This is a genomic window from Novosphingobium rhizovicinum, from assembly GCF_040813635.1.
Taxonomy (GTDB): domain Bacteria; phylum Pseudomonadota; class Alphaproteobacteria; order Sphingomonadales; family Sphingomonadaceae; genus Novosphingobium; species Novosphingobium rhizovicinum.
Map to the genome: position 1 here is coordinate 1 of NZ_JBFNXR010000051.1, position 19,753 is coordinate 19,753.

Genomic DNA, 19,753 nt, shown 5'->3' on the forward strand with positions numbered 1-19,753 from the left:
TCGGTCATCGATCTCGAGGCGAAAAGCAGCCGCCACGGCTTCTTCGGCGACCACGGCATGGCAGTGTCCCCCTTCGAAGTGAAGCGGACCGCCGAATGCAGCCTGGAGGATCAGGTTGAAGGAATCCGCCAGCTACCCGGCACCTTTCCGACGGTTGCCGAAGCCCTGCCGCGCTTCGAGGAACTGATATACGGCTATCGCGATGCGGCCGGAGTTCTCGCATTTCCTGACGGCGTGACCGTACGCACTCTGCTCCAGCAGGCCACGCGCGAGACGCTAAGCGCCAAGGGGCTGGACGTAAGCGGATTGACCGACGACCAGATGAGCGACAACCAGGGCTGGTTCCTCTTCCCCAACTTCTTCATGACCATTCGCGCCGGCGAGGCGACGACCATCATGGCCGTCCCGCACCCCAGCGGCGATCCGAACCGCTGCATCTGGCATGTCACGGCGTATATGTGGCTGCCAGAGGCTCTGCGGAGCCAGTATCGTGCGGACCCGGTCGAGGTTAGCGAACCGAACAGCTATCCTTACTTCCTCGCCCTCCAGCAGGATTACGAGCAGATGCCTCGCCAGCAGCAGGGTCTGCGCAATTCGGGCCTCGGGCACATTTCGCTCGTCCACGAAGAGCTGAGCATCGCCCGGTTCCATTCCGTGCTCGACCGCTATCTCGCGGCGCAAGGCTGAAGGAACGCTGTCATGAGCCATCAGATTATCGGCCACGTCATCGGGGAATACACCGGCCTTTCGCGCAAGGTGCTCGAGTACTCGCAGCTGATGAAGGGGCTGGTCGATGCGGCCAAGCAGCCATCCTTCACTGAGTCCCGCTGGGATGAGCTTGCGGCCGCAGTCGACACCGCCAGCTTCGAACGAGTGGGCAACTTCATGGAAGTGATGGACTGGCCGACGTATCGCAGCTTCCTGCACGGTTGGGCGCAGAGTTCGGACTGGGACTGCTCCTTCAAGCGCGTCAGTGAGAACGGCAATGTCGTCCTGCTGGAACTGGAAGAACGCTCCAGCGTGGGAGAGGCGAGCAGCACGGTCAACTCTGTCTCGGTCTACGAGTTTGATGATACCGGAAAGATCCGCCACCTCGACATCTACCTGCAAATGCCGATGCCGGATCCGGCCCTGCTCGCCAGCTACCAAGGCATCGACATCGCGGGATGACTTGCTGCGGCTTGGGTTCTATGCTGGGTGCCCATGGAAGCATCCAAGACGAAGCTGTTTACCGGCAAGCCGGTGCGAGCCGCATCGGACGCCCGGCCCCGGCGCGGCCGACCAACGCGCGAGATGATCGAGTCCCGCAACGAGGAGCTACTGGACCGCTCGCTGGACCTGTTCCTCGACAACGGGTTCGATGCCACCAGCATCGACATGATCTGCGCCGCAGTCGGCATGTCGCGACGCACGATCTATACACGCTACGGGGACAAGGAGACCCTGTTCAAGGCCGCGTTGCAGCGAGCGATCGATCAGTGGATCGTGCCGGCCGAGAGACTGCGCCAAGCCGAGACCGACGATCTGGAAGAGACCCTCATTGCCATCGCTAGATTGTGGGTCTCCAACATCAAGAAGCCTTCAGGCATGCGCCTGATACGCATCGCAAACACCGAAGTCTTCCGCGATCCTGACGTAGCCCGTTACCTGTGGGAACAGACCGCGGAGCCGACGATCGGCTACTTGGCCGAGTTGTTCAGGCGGCGCCTACGGCCCATGGAGCCCGAAATTCCGGATGCCCATGATGCGGCTGCAGCATTCCTCATCCTGGTAGTGGAAGGCTCGGTACAGCTGGCCGTCTGGGGCCGCATGGCTCCCGACGATTACGAGCGCCAGATTACCTACAGAACGCGGATATTCCTCAAGGGAGCCGTGCCCCATCAACCGGACAATTAGGGTGCATCTCCATAAGGCGGACGCAACGCAATGGCTCACAGCTGCGACGTGTTCGTATCGCTCTGCAAAGTGCTGCCCGCCGACTTTCGGGACGAAGGCCTGTAGTCCCGCTTTAGTGAACTTTGACACCCCAAACCGGCGTTGATCCAAAGGCTATCGAAAGGACAGTCCTTTGTTGTCGCAGTCGCAAGTTTGGATCCATGTTGCGAATGCTTCTGCAGCTGTCTGGATTGTTGCCGCCGCGGGTATGCTGACCTTGGTAGGTTGGGCACTGCGTTAGAAAGTCGATGTGCGCAATCGACGGTCAGCTGCCAGCTTAGTTTGTCACCCGCATCCGCTCACAAAGTCGCAAGGCTTCTATGCCTAGAGCGTCGTTGAGCTCGACGAACACGGCTACACAACCCTGGCGCTTCCCGATCCCCTTTCCGAATGCCGCCTTCTACGCGGTTGTTCAGGCGTTTCCCGACGGCGGCTTGGGCCAAGGACGACCCGGCAGGTCCACGGTTCGCCCGTCTTGTAAGGCTTTGCCAACAGGCCCGGGCTTCGAAGGAGGAATGGAATGGCACGGAAGCCCGAGCCAGAGGAGATCATCGGCAAGCTGCGTGAGGCGGAGATCGTGCTGCCGTAGGGTGGGACCGTGGCGGCAGTCTGCCGTCGGATCGGCGTCAACCAGCAGAGCTACTACCGCTGGCGCAAGGAATATGGCGCCCCGAAGATGGACCAGACGCGGCGGATGAAGGATCTGGAGCGCGAGAATGCATGGCTGCGGCAGGCGGTGTCGGCCTGACGCTCGATAAGCTGATCTTCTACACCCTGGCCGAAGCTGAGATCCCGATCGAAGCCTGGCGTCGGCACTAAAATACCGCCAGGCCGCGCAGCTCGCCGGCTACCGACCGCCTGCCCCGGTAACTGCGAATCCGCCATCTTACACTAACAAACAGCGCGGCCCCCTAGGTTGGGGGCCGATCACTCGCAAGCCGAACATCCGTTTTGCAGAATGAATGTCGGTGCTTCTGTCGAGCAGGCACGTTGATCCGCGAAATGCACGCGATGCGGCGAACTCTCGATGAGCTGCTACTCGCCTTCGAGCGCCGTGAGGGCGCCGCCTACTGACCCTTTGTCAAGGATCGGCAGGCGGCTCTCATCATCAGTACACGCGCGCCTTGGGCTTAATGTACTCAACGTCGTCGGTCAGCGTGTATTCGTGCACGGGACGGTAGTCGATCTTGACTTCACCGCCCTTGCCGCCCCAACCGTTGAACCAAGCCGCGGTGTGCTTCATCCAATTGGCGTCGTCGCGGTTCGGGAAATCCTCGTGCGCGTGAGCGCCTCGGCTTTCCTTCCGGTTGTGCGCACCATGGAGCGTCACCGTTGCCTGGCTGATGAGGTTGTCGAGTTCCAGTGTCTCGATAAGGTCAGAGTTCCAGATCAAGCCGCGGTCGGAGACGTGGATGTCCTCCATGCGCTTGTAGGTAGCGGCAAGCTTCTCCTTGCCTTCGGCCATCAACTCGTCGGTGCGGAAAACTGCGGCATGCTGCGACATCGTGCGCTGCATTTCGCTGCGGATCTGAGCGGTCGGCGAGCCGCCTTTGGCATGACGGAAGTGGTCCAGACGCGTGAGCGCCATGTCCGCCGAGTCCTTGGGGAGTTCCGGCTGCGCAGCTCCCGGCTTGATGTTGTCCTTGAGGTAGAGCCCAGTCGCACGACCGAACACCACAAGGTCGATCAGTGAGTTGGACCCCAGACGGTTAGCACCATGCACCGACACACAAGCCGCTTCGCCCACTGCAAACAAACCGGGCACCGGTGTCTCAGGGTTGCCATCCGGACCGATCGTCATCACGCGACCATTATAGTCGCACGGGATACCGCCCATGTTGTAATGCACGGTAGGCACCACAGGAAGCGGCTGACGCGTCAGGTCAACGCCAGCGAAGATCTTACCGCTCTCGGTGATGCCGGGCAGGCGCTCGGCCAGCACCTTGGGATCGATGTGATCGAGATGAAGATAGATGTGGTCCTTGTCAGGGCCGACGCCGCGTCCTTCGCGAATCTCCATCGCCATCGAGCGGCTAACCACGTCGCGCGAAGCAAGGTCCTTCGCCGACGGTGCATAGCGCTCCATGAAGCGCTCGCCCTCGGAATTCGTCAGGTACCCGCCCTCACCGCGCGCACCCTCTGTGATGAGAACGCCAGCACCGTAGATGCCCGTCGGGTGGAACTGTACGAACTCCATGTCCTGCATCGGCAGCCCGGCCCGCAGCACCATGCCGCCGCCGTCACCCGTGCAAGTATGGGCCGACGTCGCCGTGAAGTAGCAACGGCCGTAGCCGCCGGTTGCCAGCACCACGGCCTGCGAACGGAAGCGGTGGATCGTGCCGTCATCCATGCACATCGCGATCACGCCGACGCACTTGCCGCCATCCATGATGAGGTCGATGGCGAAGTACTCGATGAAGAAGTCCGCCGCATACTTCAGCGACTGCTGGTACAGCGCATGAAGCATGGCGTGTCCAGTACGGTCGGCAGCGGCGCAGGTGCGCTGCACCGGCGGGCCTTCACCCATGTTCTGCATGTGACCGCCGAACGGGCGCTGATAGATGGTACCATCGGCATTGCGACTGAAAGGCACGCCGGCGTGCTCCAGCTCGTACACGGCCTGAGGCGCCTCACGCACCATGTACTCGATGGCATCCTGGTCACCCAGCCAGTCCGACCCCTTAACGGTGTCATACATGTGCCAGGTCCAGTGGTCCGGCGTATTGTTCTGCAGCGAGGCCGCGATTCCGCCCTGCGCCGCAACCGTATGCGAGCGAGTCGGGAACACCTTGGTGATGCAGGCGGTCTTCAGCCCGGCTTCGGCCGATCCCATGGTAGCGCGCAAGCCGGAGCCACCAGCGCCGACAACCACGGTGTCGTAGATATGGTCGATGATCTGGTAAGCCGGGCGCGAGGAGGCGCCGGTCGGAGTGGTGTCAGGCGTGGTCGGCGAAGGATTGGCCATTTCAAGCGCCTCCAAGCGCAAGGCGGATCACGCAGAACAGGCCGAACGCGGCCGCTGCGAAACAGATCATGTTGAGAGCGAGGAGCGAAGCAAACTTGTTGCCTTCTTCATGCACGTAGTCCTCGATGACGACGCGCAGCCCCAGCTGTGCGTGCCAGACATTCACGACGATGAAGAGCGCCATGGCTGTCGCCGCGATGGGTGAGACCAGCCACTCCCGCACAGCGGCGTAGTTGAGGCTCGGCATCATCAGCAGCGATGCGCCGAACCATATCGTCAGCAGCAGGCTGCCCACTGACGTGTAGCGGAAGAGCAGCCAGTGATGCGCTCCGTTGTGCGCGGAGCCCTTGCCCCGAACGCGTCCGATTGAAGTCCCGTTACCCATATCTCGTTCCTTGAACCGGCAATCTTAGCGCAACAGCAGCACGGCCCAGAACAGCACGGTGAGCACTACGCCAGCCACGGTGCTGATGTTGGCCCACAGCTTGTTCTGGCCCAGCTCATACCCTGCGCCAGTGTCGAGCACGAAGTGGCGGATGCCGGTTATGGTGTGCGCAATAACCGAATAGCTAACGCCGACGAGGACAATGATGCCGATCGGGTGAGTGGCGGCTGCGGTGAAGTCCGCGTAAGCCTCCGGCCCCGAGATCAATGCACCGAGCCACCAGAGCAGCACGAGAATTCCTACACTCGCTCCAACGCCCGTTGCGCGATGAAGGATCGAGGACACCATGCCCGGCCCCCAGCGCCAGATCTGCAGGTGCGGTGAAAGCGGACGGTTCCTGGTCCCGGCTTGCTGAGCCATGCTAGTTCGATTCCCCTTACGAATAAGCAGAAGTGCCGCAGCCTCTGCCGCCCTCTCCTTAGCCGAATTGCCGCTCTGTGCAAGGCTTGCGCCGATCTCATATAGCCAGGTGCACTGGCCAAGCCATACCTCTGCCCCTAAGGGAGAGTCGCTCCGCAGAACATACAAACAAAGAAACATTGTGAGTCGCACCTACAAGATGACATTGCTCGCCGAGCGTGCAGCCGTGGAGGCAGCACTGCTCGCGCATGAGGATAAGCCCGACTGGGACAGCGAAATTGTTCTTGCCGGAACCGAGCTTGCAGAGGATCGTCCTGACGATTGGAAGCTTGAAGCCTGGCTGCCGCGCAAACCTTCGGATGCAGACATTTCAGCCATCGCCGATCTCTTTACCGACACCGCTCCCGAGATAACGGTCGAGGCGCTGGAGGATGAGGATTGGGTGGCGCGCAGCCAGTCGGATCTTGAACCGATACGCGCGGGCCGCTTCATCGTGCGCACACCCGAATACCCCGTTCAGAATGAACCAGGCACAGTGGAGTTCGTAGTTCCGGCGAGCCAGGCATTTGGGACCGGGCACCATCAAACGACGTCCGGCTGCCTGGCTATGCTCGACGCAATGCGACGGCGCGGCGTGGTGGTGCGCAACATGCTGGATGTCGGCACCGGTACTGGTTTGCTGGCATTCGCGGCGATGGCTTTGTGGCCTCGCGCCAGCGCTACCGCCAGCGACATAGATGCGGTGTGCGCCGATGTTGTGGCGGATAATGCCCGCGACAACGCGGTCTCGTTAGGTCCGCAGCCGGGCGCTCTGGTCATGACGATTGCGGCAGGTCTGAATCATCCGCTGATCCAGGCACGTGGTCCCTATGATCTCATCATGGCCAACATCTTGGCAGGTCCGCTCGTCGAACTCGCCCCGGACTTTGGGAGGGCCCTGGTTCCGGGCGGCCACCTGTTGCTCGCCGGCCTGCTGGAGACACAGGAAAGCGCAGTTCGTTCGGCTTGCAGACTGGCGGGCATGCGTCTCGCCGGCCGGATTGTGTCGGGCGACTGGTCGATTCTGTGGCTGCGCCGGCGATCCCGCGGCTGACCCGCAGGCGCTACCGCATCGCCGCCGGGTTCGGCATCGCGTGCGGGCTCCTCATGTTCGCCATATGGGCCGGCTCGTCCATCCCCCGCAATGCAGATTGGCGGGAAGTGACCTCCGGCGACTACGTGGTCGGGCTCGAGACGAATGGAGTCCATACGGCTCTGGTGCTACCGCTCGTTACGCCATTGAAAGACTGGCGCGAGAGCTTCCCTCCTGCGCGATTGGGCGCCTCTGACAGGCCGTACACCCACATCTCGGTCAGCTGGGGAGAGCGCGAGGTATTCCTTGGGACGCCAAGCTGGTGGGATCTCTCTCCACGAACGGTGCTGCGCATCCTGACGCGAGGCGGCGAGGGACTGGCGCATGTCGCATACTATGTGCGTCCGGCGACGTCAGACGATCTGCGGCCGATCAAGCTCTCAGAGGCCGAGTACGCAGCCTTGGTCGAGGCAATTGAGAATAGTTTTTCGCTCGTGGGGACGCCGCGCACCCATCAAGGTTACGGTTCTTCGGACCTCTTCTACGAGGTGGGCGGCGAGTACACGGCGGTTAACACATGCAATCAGTGGACGAGCGACCGGCTCGCTGAGGCGGGGGTGCGTACCGGCTGGTGGACGCCGATGGCAGGCGGCGTGATGAAGTGGATCAGGCCGCCTCAGGGGGAAACTGCGCTTGAAAGCGTTTCGGAGCGCCAGGCCAGCAGGCCTTCGCCCTGAGCTCGTGACGGCGGCACGAGCCCCATCACAGTGACCAAGAATAGTTAACGGCACGCTCATGCTAGCCCTTCAAGGCTGCCATCCAATCGCCTGCGAAGTCAGTGGCTTAGGATTTACAAGTACGTATTTTAACGTATGACGGTAATCTGTTCTTAACCTCTCAGAGCAATGTTCGACCTCGCTTCAGGGGGTGGTAACGAACGACTAGTGAGGCAGATATATGCTGGAGAGCGAAACCGTCACTTTCCGTCCCGAGACGATCCTCGGACCTCTCGGAGAGGAACTCAGTAAAGCGGATCTTCCCCCGCCCGACACGTCGCGCTGGGTTGTGCGCCGCAAGGCTCAGGTCGTGGCCGCCGTCAATGGCGGGCTCCTGTCCGTGCGAGAAGCCTGCGAGCGCTACGACCTGACGTTGGAGGAACTGGCGTCGTGGCAGCGGGCGATAGATCGCGAGGGGATGCCGGGGCTCCGGGCAACCCGCGTGCAGCACTATCGTCAGCAACACGAGAGAGAACTGCGCGGAAGATAACCTGCGGGACGGCGCGGACGGTCACATGACTTGCCCGCGTCGTCCTTCTGGGTTAGTTGGATGAACCCGTCCTTGGGGAGTAGCCGATCGCCTGCGGGCGATCCTCACGTCAACATACTTGATCGAGAGATCATGGCGTGCAGGGAGCGAACTGGCATGTAGCCAGCATCGCTTAGGCGAGACCAACGATATGGCGCCTTGCCGGCCGGGTGGGGTGCGATGTCGTTGCCTGCATCTCGCATCCGGCCCACAAGGGATTACGTTGGAAGCCTTTCTTACCTCCACCGCGGTAGTTGCACTCGCAGAGATCGGCGACAAGACACAGCTTCTTGCGATCGTTCTGGCTGCAAGATTCAAGCGCCCACTGCCGATCGTGTTCGGCATTCTGGCCGCCACGCTGGCGAACCACTTTCTTGCCGCTCTGCTCGGCCAACAGGCCGCATCGCTTTTGGAAGGCCCATGGTTCCGCTACGCCGTCGCGGCGTCCTTCATAGCGATGGCCGCCTGGACACTGATCCCGGACAAGCTGGACGACGAGGAGCCCAAGCCCGCGCGCTTCGGCGCTTTCATCACCACGACGGTCGCCTTTTTTCTTGTGGAAATGGGCGACAAGACGCAGCTGGCGACCGTGGCTCTTGGCGCGCAATTCAACAGTGTCCTTCCGGTGACTGCCGGCACGACGCTGGGCATGATGATCGCGAATGTGCCGGCCGTCTACCTGGGCCAGGAGTTGATCCGACGCGTCCCGCTGCACATTGTACGCTGGGTCGCGGCTGCGCTCTTTTTGGTAGTTGGCCTCTGGCTGCTGGGGCAGACTGCCGGATGGATATAGCGGCAGCAGTTGGTTCAAGCTGAGGCTGGAGCGTTTCCGGCTCGAGGGGAAACGCTCCAGATCTACGATCGCCACATTCTCCCTGCCATGGACCGCAAGCGGGTCAACTTGGAAATGCGCTAGCCTGCCGCTCGCACAATCTCTGCCCAAGCCGCCTCATCGATGACCCGGATACCGAGTTCCGAAGCCTTCTTGAGCTTCGAACCGGCACTGGGCCCGGCCACGACCAGATCAGTTTTCGGGGAAACCGATCCGGCTGCCTTGGCACCTAGCCTTTCGGCTTGCGCCTTGGCCTCGTCCCGGCTCATCGTCTCAAGCTTGCCTGTGAAGACGACGGTCATCCCGGCAACCTCGCTGTCTTTGGTCTCGATCTGATAGGTAGGCGGCGAGACTTCGCTCAACAGATCGTTCCAGACCTGACAGTTGTGTTCCTCATGGAAGAAGTCGCCCAGAGCCTCGACGACCACGGGTCCCACGCCATCAATCGCGAGGAGCTCCGCAGCAGCATCGGCATTGCCCTCTCGAGCTTTCTCAGCTGCTTCGCGCAGTGCAGGAAGAGTGCCAAACTGCTTCAACAGATCGCGGGCAGTTACCGCGCCGACATGGCGGATTCCCAAGCCGAACAACAATCTTGCGGCATCAGGGCGACGCTTGTTTTCCACTGCTGCCAACAGGTTGTCCACAGACCTGTCCTTCCAGCCTTCGCGGTCGAGTAACTCGGCTCGGTGCTGACGAAGGCGGAAGATGTCGGCAGGGCTCTGCAGCCATCCCAGCGCGAAGAACTCGTCGATCGTCTTCTCCCCCAGCCCCTCGATATCAAGTGCTGCACGGCTGACGAAATGCTTCAGGCGCTCTGTTCGCTGAGCGGGACAGACGAGTCCTCCGGTGCAGCGCACGTCTACTTCACCGTCCTCCGCAACCGCCTCTGAATCGCACTGCGGGCAGCGCTCGGGAAAGGCAAAGGCGGGGCGGCTCTCTTCTCGCGTGAGATTATCGACCACCTGCGGGATCACGTCGCCTGCACGCTGAAGTACGACGCGGTCTCCTGGTCTTACGCCAAGCCGACTGATCTCGTCGCGATTGTGCAGCGTGACGTTGGTGACCGTGACGCCGCCGACCAGCACTGGACGCAGGCGGCCCACCGGCGTCAACTTGCCCGTGCGGCCAACCTGTATATCAATCGCTTCCAGCACCGTCTCGGCGCGTTCCGCAGGGAATTTGTGAGCCAAGCCCCAGCGCGGCGCCTTCGCCACAAACCCGAGACGCCTCTGCCAATCAAGCCGGTCTACCTTGTACACGACACCGTCGATTTCATAGGGCAGCCCCTGCCGCTTGGCGCGAATGGCTTCATAAGCTGCAATCATGTCATCCAGCGATTCGCAGAGGCGGAAATCAGGGGACACCGGCAAGCCCCAACTCTCGATCCGGCGGATCATCGCGTGCTGTGTCTCACCGGGGACCTCGCTTGCAGCGCCCCAGCCGTGCGCCCAGAACCGAAGGGGCCGCTTCGCAGTGACGCTCGGATCCTTCTGACGCAGAGATCCGGCAGCCGCGTTGCGGGGATTGGCAAACTGGCGGACCTTGCTTTCCTCGAAGGGCTCCCCCTTCGCTTCGGCCGCGGCGCGTGCCTCGTTCAGCAGTTCGGCGTTGAGAGCGAGGAAGGCGGCCTTCTCCATGTAGACCTCGCCACGCACCTCGAAAACGTCGGGAGTGGCACCTTTAAGCTGCTGAGGAATATCGGGAATGAACGAGACATTGGGAGTGACATCTTCGCCAACCTGTCCATCGCCACGGGTAGCAGCGCGCACCAGTCTGCCCTGCTCGTATCTCAGCGAACAGGAAAGGCCGTCAATCTTGTCCTCTGCGGTGACGGGCACCGGCACGTCCTCTGACAGAGCGAGAAAACGCCGGACGCGGCTGAGGAATTCCGCGACCTCGTCTGCATTGAAGGCGTTGTCGAGGCTCATCATCCGAACCTCATGCGCCACTTTGGACAGAGGCGACGCCGCGACTTCATGACCTACCTTCTGGCTCGGACTATCCGGTCGGATCAGGTGCGGAAATGCGGCTTCAACGTCTGCGTTACGGCGAACCAGCGCGTCGTACTCGGCGTCGCTAATCTCCGGCGCATCCTCGGCATGATAAAGCCGGTTATGCTTTGCGATTTGTCGAGACAGGCGCATCAGCTCGTTGGCTGCTTGCGCCTCCGTGAGGTCTTGGGACATGCAAACGTTCCTAACGCGTGCCTGGGCAATTGCGATGAAACAGTCGTGAAAGCGCGCTCATGCACGCTCCAGCAACCGTTCGGCCTGTGCGCGTGCCTCGTCTGTTATCTCGGCGCCGGAGAGCATGCGAGCAATCTCTTCCTTGCGCTCGTCCGCGTCGAGCAGAGTGACAGACGTGCGCGTCACCATGCCCTCGCTTGCCTTGGCGATCATGTAGTGACGGTCACCACGGGCCGCGACTTGAGGGCTGTGCGTAACGGCAAGCAGTTGGCCGGCAGAGGCCAGGCGCGCCAGTCGCTCACCGATGGCATCAGCCACAGCTCCCCCTACACCGCGGTCGATTTCGTCGAAGATGATCGTCGCAGCGCCGCCCTCCTCTGCCAGGGCAACCTTCAGGGCGAGGATAAATCTGGACAGCTCGCCGCCGCTGGCGATCTTGGCGAGTGGCGCAAAGGGAGCACCAGGGTTGGTACTGATCAGGAACTCGACCGAGTCCATCCCGTGCGCACCCCAGCGCTCTTCTGGCAGGTCAGAGACAGCAGTCCTGAACCGCGCGGCGTCCAGCTTCAGAGGCGCCAACTCAGCGGCGACGGCTTGGTCCAGACGCAACGCAGCGGTTACGCGGTTGGCATGCAGCAATTCCGCCTGCGCACGATAAACCTGCGCCGCAGCCTCGCTTGCCTCTTCGAGCCGGCTCAATTGCTCAGTGCCACCCTCAATCTCGTCAAGGGCAGCTCGCATCTTGGCAAGCTTTGTGAGCAGATCATCAACCTGACACCCGTGCTTGCGAGCCGCCGCCCGCAACTCGAAGAGGCGAGTTTCGATCCGGTCCAGTTCCGCAGGTTCAAACGCCATCGCCTCTGCGGCATCAGCGATCCTCGCCTCGGCATCGTCCGCCTCAATCATGGCGCGGTCGAGTGCTTCGAGTGCCTGCTGCAGAAGCGGGTGCTCCGAAGCGATGCGATCAAGGCGTCGCGCGGCACCGCGAAGAGACGTCATCGCCGAATCGCTTCCTTGGAATAGATGGCGAAGCTCTGAGAGATCGTCTGCCAGCTTCTCTCCTTTTTGCATGCTTGCCCGCAGAAGAGCGAGTTTCTCCTCCTCTCCCTCCTCAGGCTGCAGCGCCGTCAATTCCTCTACGTAAGCGAGGAGCAGGTCGCGATCCTCTGCCGCCTCGATCGCCCGACGCTGCGCGATCTCGAAGCCCTCCCGGGCTGCGCGCCAGTCGCGCCATGCGGCCGCAACTGTTCCTCCATCCCCTCCTGCGAAGCGATCGAGCAACTCCCGGTGTCCGCGGGGATTAACAAGCCCACGGTCATCGTGCTGCCCATGGATCTCAACCAAAGCTGGGGCCATCTCGCGCAGGAAAGCGACGCTGACCGGCTGGTCATTCACAAACGCCTTGCTGCCCCCGTCGGCGCGAAGCTGACGCTTCAGAATCAGGGGCTCCCCCGGTTCGATCTCAATTCCCGATTCATCCAGCGCCTCGCGGACTGTATCCGGAAGGATCGCGAATTCAAAGCTGGCAGTTACACTCGCCCGGTCCTCCCCTGCTCGCACAAGACCGCTGTCTGCGCGATTCCCCAAGACCAGTCCAAGGGCGTCCAGCAATATGGATTTGCCCGCTCCTGTCTCGCCAGTGAGCACGCCGAGTCCTCCCGCAAACTCGAGATCGAGAGCGGCGATAAGGACCACATTACGGATGGAAAGCCGGGTGAGCATGTTCGCAGCGCGTTCTAGCGCAGCATATGCGATGCGTCACCCGGCTTGTCTCCGTCCGCGGCAAGGGGATGCGCGGCCGGAACACCAAACAGACAACGTCCGAGTCTAGCACAGGATGCAAAGATTCGGCACTGCCTGTGCAGGAAAACGATCATCTCGATACCACCCGTCGATCGCAGCTTAGCGAACACGCACGATGACCTCAGAGCAGCGCGTCCGCGCCCGATTCGATTCTGCCTCGATCTAAACGCGCGGGGTGTGAATGGCCAAGAAAGGCCTCCGATAGCGATCATCTTGGCTCCCAGGCAATCTTAGCGAAATCTTAACAGAGCCTGACTACGATCAGTAAAAAGATAGAGGGTTGCCTGTGCCTAAACCAAATATCGAAGCCTTCCAGCAAAGAGAGCCACATCCCTCCTCACGGGAAAAGCGGATCGAAGATCGGGAGCTTCTTGCTGGAGACTTCACGGCGGAAGAGCGATACGCGCGGGATCTTCAGCGTCGCCTGGCGGCATCGTACGACGAGAGCGTAAGCGATACAAAGTTGCCTGTTCGGCAGCGTGTTGCGGTGATTGTGGGGCTCACCCTGGCGCTGTGGCTGCTTATTGCGGGTATCATCGGCCTGATCATACGAGTTTTGGCCTGACCGGAAGAGACGAGGACTTCAAGCAGGCGCTCATCCGATCGGCGCCTACTGCGCGCCAGCCGGAACCCATCAGGCGCTCGGCTCTCCAAGGCCAATTGGATGGCCGCGTTCGCCCTGCTCGTGGCCTGGGCTCGTCGATTGGACCTGTGAACCATTCGGGCTTTGCGTCGGCGCCCTCACCCGGGTAAGGCACAATAAGGGTTTGAACGCGCTCAGGGAACCATGCCCGAGCAATTGCGTTTAAAACCGGTTGAGGTGGGTCGCGGGGTACGGGGAGCGCGGTCCCGTGGCCTCCTCCCAATCCCCAGAGATCGATGATGCCGGCCAAACAGGGCTATGATCCCGCATATCTGCTCTACATCCTTCTACCGGTCCTGCTTGGTGCGACCTTTATCGCGGACATCAATGCCCCGCTGGGGCGGGCGTTGTGGATCACCTACCTGATCCCCACCGTTCTGGCGTTTCTTGCGCAGCACCGAATTGCACCGCTTGGAACCGCCCTCACCGGCGCCGCTCTTTGCGGCATTGGCTTTGTCGTCGCTCCCGCAGGCATCGACCCCAGCGTGGCGCTTTTCAACCGCACGGTCGGTGGCGCGGCAAACCTCGTTCTCGCTGCAATCGGCATGATCTTCATCTCGTACCGGCTCGCAAACCGGCGCCAGCAGTGGCTGAGGGAAAGCCAGGTAGCCTTGGCTAAGCTGACAGCGGGAGAACTCACAGTGGCCGAGGTCTCCAAGGCCATTCTGGCTTGCCTGACGGAACGGTTCGGCGCTTCCGCAGGTGTGATCTACGTTCGGGACGCTGGGGTATTCCGTCGCAGCGCAACCTATGGCGTGCCCGACGCAGCAGTTATTCCAGAGGAGCTAGGCGAGCACGACGGCCTGCTCGCTGAGTCAATCCGTTCCGGTGAGGGACGCATCATCCTCGATGTTCCGCAGGGGTATCTCACTGTCGGTAGCGCCCTAGGGAGCGCTTCGCCCGAGGCAATGGTGGTTGGGACCATCATGAGCGACGGCATCGTCGACGCGATTGTTGAAATCGGCTTTCTGCGACAGCGCGGAACTCGCCTGGACGATGCGCCGGATTTTCTCGACCTGGTTTCCGCCTCCCTCTCCACGACCCTGCGGTCGGCGAAGTATCGCGCCCGCCTACAGTCCTTGTTAGCGGAGACGCAGCAACAAGCCGAGGAACTGCAGACCCAGAGCGAGGAACTACGCGCCACGAACGACGAACTCGAAGCCCAGAGCAAGCAACTTCTCGAATCTCAGGCGCAGTTGGAAGATCAACAAGCCGAGCTGGAGCAGAGCAATGTCCAGCTGGAGGAGCAGACCGCTTCGCTCGAGGCGCAACGCGACGAACTTGCCCGCGCGCAGGCGACGCTGAAGGCGCAGGCAAGCGAACTCGAGCAGGCCAGTCGGTACAAGTCCGAGTTTCTTGCGAACATGAGCCATGAGCTGCGTACACCATTGAACTCGCTGCTCATCATGGCCCGGCTTTTGGCGGATAATCGCCAGGGCAACCTCTCCGAAGAGCAGGTCCGCTTTGCTGGAACCATAGAAACTTCAGGCAACGACCTGCTCACGTTGATCAACGACGTGCTTGATATCTCGAAGATCGAGGCTGGCCGTCTCGAACTTGAACCGCGCCAGGTTAGCCTGGCCTCGTTGGTCAGCAAACTACGCGCTGGCTTTGCTCCGTTCGCAGAGAAGAAGGGCCTCAAGTTTGTCATCGATACCGCCCCGGACCTGCCCTCAGAGATCGAGACCGACTCCCAGCGTCTTGAGCAGATCCTCCGCAACTTCCTCTCAAATGCGATAAAGTTTACCGATCACGGCATGGTCTCAGTCGAGATCGCGTCTGCGGCGACAGATCGGGTGTCATTCACTGTCCGCGATACCGGTCCGGGCATTCCTGCCGATCAGCACGCAGCGATCTTCGAGGCATTCCGGCAAGCCGAAGGCGGTATCAGCCGCAAGCATGGCGGGACCGGCCTCGGCCTGTCGATCTCGCGCGAACTGGCCCAACTGCTGGGCGGTGAGATTCGGCTCTCAAGCGCTCCGGGTCAGGGTAGCGCGTTTACTGTAGAAGTTCCGGTGAGTTTCCAACTCGGCCACAGCGTTATGGCGGGCGGGCTGGAACCTGTGGTGCGACGTCCGGCACCTGCCCCCTCCCCGTCGCCGACTCAGGGGCGGACGAAGGGAATGTCGGTCATCGATGATCGTGAAACCCTTACCGGGGATTGCCGAGTTATCCTGATCGTGGAGGACGACCACTCGTTCGCCCGTATCCTTTGCGACATCGCTCACGAGGTTGGTTTCAAGTGTCTGATCGCGGGCACTGCCGATGAGGGAGCGTTGCTGGCGCGGCAATATCTGCCTCATGCTGTCATTCTGGATATGCATTTACCCGACCATACCGGCCTTTCGGTGCTGGACCGGATCAAGCGCGATACACGCACGCGCCATATTCCTGTTCATGTCGTTTCGGCTGATGAGGACGACCGGGCCGCACTTGAGAGTGGCGCAGTGGGTTATCTCTTCAAGCCGGTGAGCCGTGACGACCTGCTTGGAATGCTTGAAGGGCTTGAGCTTCGGATGGACCAGCGCCTGCGTCGGGTGCTGGTCGTAGAGGACGATCACAACCAGGCTGAGAGCATTCGCCATCTGCTGGCTTCACGCGACGTCGAGACTGTCGAGGTGCACAGCGCTGCCGCCTGTCTTGATAGACTTGGCAGTGAGACGTTTGACTGCATGGTGCTGGACCTGAACCTGCCCGACATGCCGGGCCTCGATCTTCTCGAACGATTGTCGAGCGACGAAAGCGTCGGCTTTCCGCCGGTTATCGTTTACACAGGTCGAGATCTGTCATCTCAGGAAGAGATGCGCCTGCGGCGTTATTCGAAGTCGATCATCGTGAAAGGTGCCAAGAGCCCCGAGCGCCTTCTCGACGAGGTAACGCTCTTCCTTCACCAGGTGGTGTCGGACATGCCTGCCGAGCAGCAGCAGATGCTCGCTAAGTCCCTCGGCCGCGATGCAGCCTTGGAAGGACGACAGATCCTGGTCGTGGAGGACGATATCCGCAACGTCTACGCGCTCACCAGCGTGCTCGAACCGCATGGTGTTCAAGTGCGCATCGCGCGCAATGGCTTGGAAGCGCTGTCAGAACTGGCCAGATCTGCTGATGGCGATGGCCGACCGGTCGATCTGGTACTCATGGACGTGATGATGCCCGAGATGGATGGGCTTACGTGTATGCGAGAGATTCGCAAGGATGAGCAGTGGTCCGACCTCCCGGTCATCGCCCTTACGGCGAAGGCAATGGAGCGGGATCATCAAGATTGTCTCGACGCCGGCGCGAACGACTATCTGGCGAAGCCGCTCGATGTCGACAAGCTGCTCAGCCTCGTCCGCGTATGGATGCCGCGTTGAGGAAGATATGGTGAAGTTGGTTCCAGAGCCGGTCGAGGACATCGAGATCGACCTCTTGGTCGAGGCGATCTGGCGCCGATACCAGTATGACTTTCGCGATTATTCACGCGGATCGCTGCAGCGTCGCCTCGTCCGCGCACAAAGCCATTTTGGCTGCGAGAGCTTGTCCGAGTTACAGCACAGAGTTCTTAGAGACGCTGCAAGCCTGAACGTGATGCTGGGCTTCCTCACGATCCAGGTCTCCGATATGTTCCGCGATCCTGAGTACTTCCGGACCATTAGGGAAAAGGTCGTGCCGCATCTGCGGACCTGGCCAACGATCAAAGTGTGGATTGCCGGTTGTGCAAATGGCGAGGAGTTCTACTCACTTGCCATCTTGTTTCATGAGGAAGGGCTGGCGGAACGAACCTTGTTCTACTGCACCGACATCAACACCGCCGCGCTTGAGAAGGCACAGGCAGGCATCTTCGAGATCGACCGGCTGCCCGGCTTCTCGCGAAATTACCGGGCGGCGGGTGGGCGTGCCTCGCTGTCGGATTACTACACGGCAGCCTTTGGTGCGGCGCGCTTCGACCCGGCACTGCGCAGACGTGCCGTCTTTGCAGATCATAACCTTGCCAGCGACGCCGTTTTCTCGGAGGTACAGCTGGTGTCCAGCCGAAACGTACTCATCTACTTTGACAGGCCCCTGCAGGATCGCGCGCTCGGACTGTTCGCGCAGTCGCTAACGCCCGGCGGATTTCTGGGCCTGGGATCGAAGGAAACGATACATTTCTCGCGCCATGCTGAGTTGTTCGCCGACTTTGCACCCTCCGAGAAAATCTATCGCCGCAATGCGCTGGCCGCGGCGGGGGAGTTGACCCTTGCGGAGTGACACGATCAAAATTCTCGCAGTAGACGATGTGAAGGAGAACCTCGTCGCCCTGGAGGCCGCACTCGATCAGCCGGGGGCGGAACTCGTGACCGTAAGCAATGGATTGGACGCCCTCGAGCTACTGCTGCGCGACGATTTCGCCCTCGCCCTCCTGGACGTGCAGATGCCCGAGATGGACGGGTTCGAGCTTGCCGAGCTCATGCGCGGAACTGAACGCACCCGTTCTGTGCCGATCATTTTCCTGACAGCAGTAGCAACGGACGAACGGCGGAAGTTCCGCGGCTTCGAAGCGGGCGCCGTGGACTATCTCCTCAAGCCGCTCGACATTCACGTGCTCAACTCGAAGGTTGCCGTTTTCGTCGAGCTTGCCCGTCAGCGACGAGAGATCGCGCGCCAGCGTGACGAGCTTGCTTCCGCGCTAGGGCGTTTGCGCGCGCACGATGACAACTCCCCACTTGCGGTGATCGAACTAGACGCTGATCTGCGGATTGTGACTTGGGCAGGAGGTGCGGAGCGTCTGTTCGGCTATCCAGCGGGCCAGATGCTCGGTCAGCGGCTCGGCCAAGCATCTTTCCTCCCGGATGGGGATCGCAGCGCTTTTCTGGAAGCAATCGGAGGGCTGTTCTCGGGCGAGGATCAACGTGAGATGCAGGAGCATCGCTACTTGCATGCTGACGGGGGCCTGCGGGAGGCGGAGTGGTACTGCTCATCCCTCGCCGGCACTGGAGCCAGGGCGCGCAGCGCCATGCTCCAGGTTCTGGATGTGACGGCTCGGCACAAGGCCGAGCAGACGCAGCGTCTTCTGATTGGCGAACTGAACCACCGCGTGAAGAACACGCTGGCCACCGTGCAAGCGATCGCAGCCCAAGGCTTCCGGCACGCGCGCTCGCAAGATGAGTTCCGTGACGCGTTTACGGGGCGTATACAGGCGCTTGCGCGGGCACACTCCCTTCTGAGCGCCACGACCTGGGAACGGGCAAGCCTTCGCAGCCTCATTGCCGACCAAGTGGCAATTGGCGCTATATCCGACGATCGGCTGCGGCTTGGCGGACCGAACGTCGATCTGCCCCCGGAACTGGCTCTTCGCTTTGCCCTCGTGCTTCACGAACTGACGACCAACGCCCACAAGTACGGCGCCTTGTCGAACGAAAGCGGGTTCGTCTCGCTGTGCTGGTCTCTTGAGAATGGCGCGCTGGCTTTTACTTGGAGCGAGCACGACGGACCGCTAGTGGAGGAGCCAGAGCGTAAGGGTTTCGGGACAACCCTCGTAAACGGAAGCCTCGCTGGTGAGGGAGCAGAAATCGAAGTCGAATATGCCAAAGAAGGCGTGCGTTGGCGTATGATCCTGCCGCTCGAAAATCTGCCACGCGCCGATGCGGCCGAGGAGCGGCTACCTTCCGCTCGCGACGGCAGTAAGCCTCAAACAGGGGGCAGGAGCAGACCCCTCTCCTTACCACAAGGACTGCGGGTGCTGGTTGTGGAGGATGAGCCGCTTTTGGCCATGGAACTGATGGTCGAGTTGGAAGAAGCTGGCGCTCATCCACTCGGCCCGGCTGCCTCCTGCGATCATGCTCTCGATCTGATAAGAGACGAATGTCCCGATCTGGCTCTGCTGGACGGCAATCTCAACGGGGAACGGATCGATCGAGTGGCGGACGAGCTCGCTGCGCGTGCAACGCCCTTCGCCTTCGTCAGCGGTTATGGACCAGAGCATCTTCCGGAGGAGCACGCCGCCCGGCCGGTCATCACAAAACCGTTCGTCGTTTCTGAGGTCTGCACCCTTGTTGCCGAACTGGCGATGGAGATGGCGTCGAGACAATTAGCGAAAGCCTGACTGGATCCTACAAACCATTTCGAATTGCAAGTGGCGTACGGGAACAACCGGGGCTTCTGGCGCATTCTTCACACTGTTCGACGGCATTCATTCCGAGGAGCAGGACCGTGATCTCAGCACGCTATCAGTCGAGCCGGCCGCATGAGTCG

The 19,753-nt window shown here is 61.2% G+C and carries 16 protein-coding genes, 1 pseudogene and 1 riboswitch; of the genes and pseudogenes, 12 read left to right on the top strand and 5 right to left on the bottom strand.

What is annotated here, in order from left to right; genetic code table 11:
• The 4 genes and pseudogenes from ABUH87_RS13695 to ABUH87_RS13710 all read left to right on the top strand — a co-directional run.
• Positions 1–687 (top strand): SRPBCC family protein (locus ABUH87_RS13695; RefSeq protein ID WP_367774209.1); only part of this gene is annotated, 687 nt, incomplete at its 5' end.
• 12 nt (positions 688–699) lie between these two features.
• Positions 700–1,170: a hypothetical protein gene (locus tag ABUH87_RS13700; RefSeq protein ID WP_367774210.1), complete on the top strand. Its 471-nt coding sequence runs from the start codon at positions 700–702 to the stop codon at positions 1,168–1,170.
• Between the two features lie 33 nt (positions 1,171–1,203).
• On the top strand, positions 1,204–1,896 hold the full coding sequence (locus tag ABUH87_RS13705; RefSeq protein ID WP_367774526.1) for a TetR/AcrR family transcriptional regulator: 693 nt from the start codon (positions 1,204–1,206) through the stop codon (positions 1,894–1,896).
• 559 nt (positions 1,897–2,455) lie between these two features.
• Positions 2,456–2,748 (top strand): annotated as a pseudogene (locus ABUH87_RS13710) (transposase); the annotation flags it as partial.
• Between the two features lie 295 nt (positions 2,749–3,043).
• Here the strand turns inward: ABUH87_RS13710 and sdhA are convergent.
• Genes sdhA through sdhC form a run of 3 tightly spaced genes read right to left on the bottom strand, consistent with a single transcriptional unit; the run spans position 3,044 to position 5,705 of the window.
• Positions 3,044–4,900 (bottom strand): succinate dehydrogenase flavoprotein subunit, encoded by a 1,857-nt coding sequence (gene sdhA / locus ABUH87_RS13715; RefSeq protein WP_367774528.1) that lies wholly within the window; start codon positions 4,898–4,900, stop codon positions 3,044–3,046.
• A 1-nt stretch (position 4,901) separates the two neighbouring features.
• Entirely contained in the window at positions 4,902–5,285 is a 384-nt protein-coding gene (gene sdhD / locus ABUH87_RS13720) for a succinate dehydrogenase, hydrophobic membrane anchor protein (RefSeq protein WP_367774530.1), read from the bottom strand.
• A 24-nt stretch (positions 5,286–5,309) separates the two neighbouring features.
• Positions 5,310–5,705 (bottom strand): succinate dehydrogenase, cytochrome b556 subunit, encoded by a 396-nt coding sequence (sdhC, locus tag ABUH87_RS13725; protein WP_367774531.1) that lies wholly within the window; start codon positions 5,703–5,705, stop codon positions 5,310–5,312.
• 199 nt (positions 5,706–5,904) lie between these two features.
• Here sdhC and ABUH87_RS13730 point away from each other — a divergent pair, with 199 nt between their 5' ends.
• From ABUH87_RS13730 to ABUH87_RS13745, 4 genes are all read left to right on the top strand, one after another.
• Complete coding sequence (locus ABUH87_RS13730) at positions 5,905–6,798, top strand: 50S ribosomal protein L11 methyltransferase (RefSeq protein ID WP_367774711.1); 894 nt, start codon at positions 5,905–5,907, stop codon at positions 6,796–6,798.
• Positions 6,771–7,514, top strand: coding sequence for a DUF2459 domain-containing protein (locus ABUH87_RS13735; RefSeq protein WP_367774533.1), 744 nt, complete (start codon positions 6,771–6,773; stop codon positions 7,512–7,514). The genes ABUH87_RS13730 and ABUH87_RS13735 overlap by 28 nt, the downstream gene beginning before the upstream one ends.
• Before the next feature lie 220 nt (positions 7,515–7,734).
• Positions 7,735–8,043, top strand: a complete 309-nt coding sequence (gene sciP, locus ABUH87_RS13740; protein WP_367774534.1) for a CtrA inhibitor SciP — start codon at positions 7,735–7,737, stop codon at positions 8,041–8,043.
• Positions 8,044–8,105: 62 nt separating this feature from the next.
• Positions 8,106–8,287, top strand: a riboswitch (yybP-ykoY riboswitch).
• Positions 8,288–8,305: 18 nt separating this feature from the next.
• Positions 8,306–8,875, top strand: a complete 570-nt coding sequence (locus tag ABUH87_RS13745; protein ID WP_367774535.1) for a TMEM165/GDT1 family protein — start codon at positions 8,306–8,308, stop codon at positions 8,873–8,875.
• A gap of 119 nt (positions 8,876–8,994) precedes the next feature.
• Here the strand turns inward: ABUH87_RS13745 and ligA are convergent, their stop codons facing one another.
• Both ligA and recN read right to left on the bottom strand, forming a co-directional pair.
• Positions 8,995–11,100, bottom strand: coding sequence for an NAD-dependent DNA ligase LigA (gene ligA / locus ABUH87_RS13750; protein WP_367774536.1), 2,106 nt, complete (start codon positions 11,098–11,100; stop codon positions 8,995–8,997).
• A 57-nt stretch (positions 11,101–11,157) separates the two neighbouring features.
• Complete coding sequence (recN, locus tag ABUH87_RS13755) at positions 11,158–12,822, bottom strand: DNA repair protein RecN (RefSeq protein ID WP_367774538.1); 1,665 nt, start codon at positions 12,820–12,822, stop codon at positions 11,158–11,160.
• 367 nt (positions 12,823–13,189) lie between these two features.
• On the opposite strand from recN, the gene ABUH87_RS13760 reads away from it, so the two are divergent.
• From ABUH87_RS13760 to ABUH87_RS13775, 4 genes are all read left to right on the top strand, one after another.
• The gene (locus ABUH87_RS13760; RefSeq protein ID WP_367774539.1) at positions 13,190–13,468 is read left to right on the top strand and encodes a hypothetical protein; all 279 of its coding nucleotides are present in this window, start codon (positions 13,190–13,192) and stop codon (positions 13,466–13,468) included.
• Positions 13,469–13,785: 317 nt separating this feature from the next.
• Positions 13,786–16,896 (top strand): response regulator, encoded by a 3,111-nt coding sequence (locus ABUH87_RS13765; protein ID WP_367774712.1) that lies wholly within the window; start codon positions 13,786–13,788, stop codon positions 16,894–16,896.
• Between the two features lie 7 nt (positions 16,897–16,903).
• Complete coding sequence (locus ABUH87_RS13770; RefSeq protein WP_367774541.1) at positions 16,904–17,770, top strand: CheR family methyltransferase; 867 nt, start codon at positions 16,904–16,906, stop codon at positions 17,768–17,770.
• Complete coding sequence (locus ABUH87_RS13775) at positions 17,760–19,604, top strand: response regulator (RefSeq protein WP_367774543.1); 1,845 nt, start codon at positions 17,760–17,762, stop codon at positions 19,602–19,604. Before ABUH87_RS13770 ends, ABUH87_RS13775 begins: the two co-directional genes overlap by 11 nt.
• The last annotated feature ends 149 nt before the right edge of the window (positions 19,605–19,753 follow it).

Coding starts and splice junctions, on each gene's coding strand:
- ABUH87_RS13700 (WP_367774210.1), top strand. CDS start 700: ATGAGCCATCAGATTATCGGCCACGTCATCGGGGAATACACCGGCCTT.
- ABUH87_RS13705 (WP_367774526.1), top strand. CDS start 1,204: ATGGAAGCATCCAAGACGAAGCTGTTTACCGGCAAGCCGGTGCGAGCC.
- sdhA (WP_367774528.1), bottom strand. CDS start 4,900: ATGGCCAATCCTTCGCCGACCACGCCTGACACCACTCCGACCGGCGCC.
- sdhD (WP_367774530.1), bottom strand. CDS start 5,285: ATGGGTAACGGGACTTCAATCGGACGCGTTCGGGGCAAGGGCTCCGCG.
- sdhC (WP_367774531.1), bottom strand. CDS start 5,705: ATGGCTCAGCAAGCCGGGACCAGGAACCGTCCGCTTTCACCGCACCTG.
- ABUH87_RS13730 (WP_367774711.1), top strand. CDS start 5,905: ATGACATTGCTCGCCGAGCGTGCAGCCGTGGAGGCAGCACTGCTCGCG.
- sciP (WP_367774534.1), top strand. CDS start 7,735: ATGCTGGAGAGCGAAACCGTCACTTTCCGTCCCGAGACGATCCTCGGA.
- ligA (WP_367774536.1), bottom strand. CDS start 11,100: ATGTCCCAAGACCTCACGGAGGCGCAAGCAGCCAACGAGCTGATGCGC.
- recN (WP_367774538.1), bottom strand. CDS start 12,822: ATGCTCACCCGGCTTTCCATCCGTAATGTGGTCCTTATCGCCGCTCTC.
- ABUH87_RS13765 (WP_367774712.1), top strand. CDS start 13,786: ATGCCGGCCAAACAGGGCTATGATCCCGCATATCTGCTCTACATCCTT.
- ABUH87_RS13770 (WP_367774541.1), top strand. CDS start 16,904: ATGGTGAAGTTGGTTCCAGAGCCGGTCGAGGACATCGAGATCGACCTC.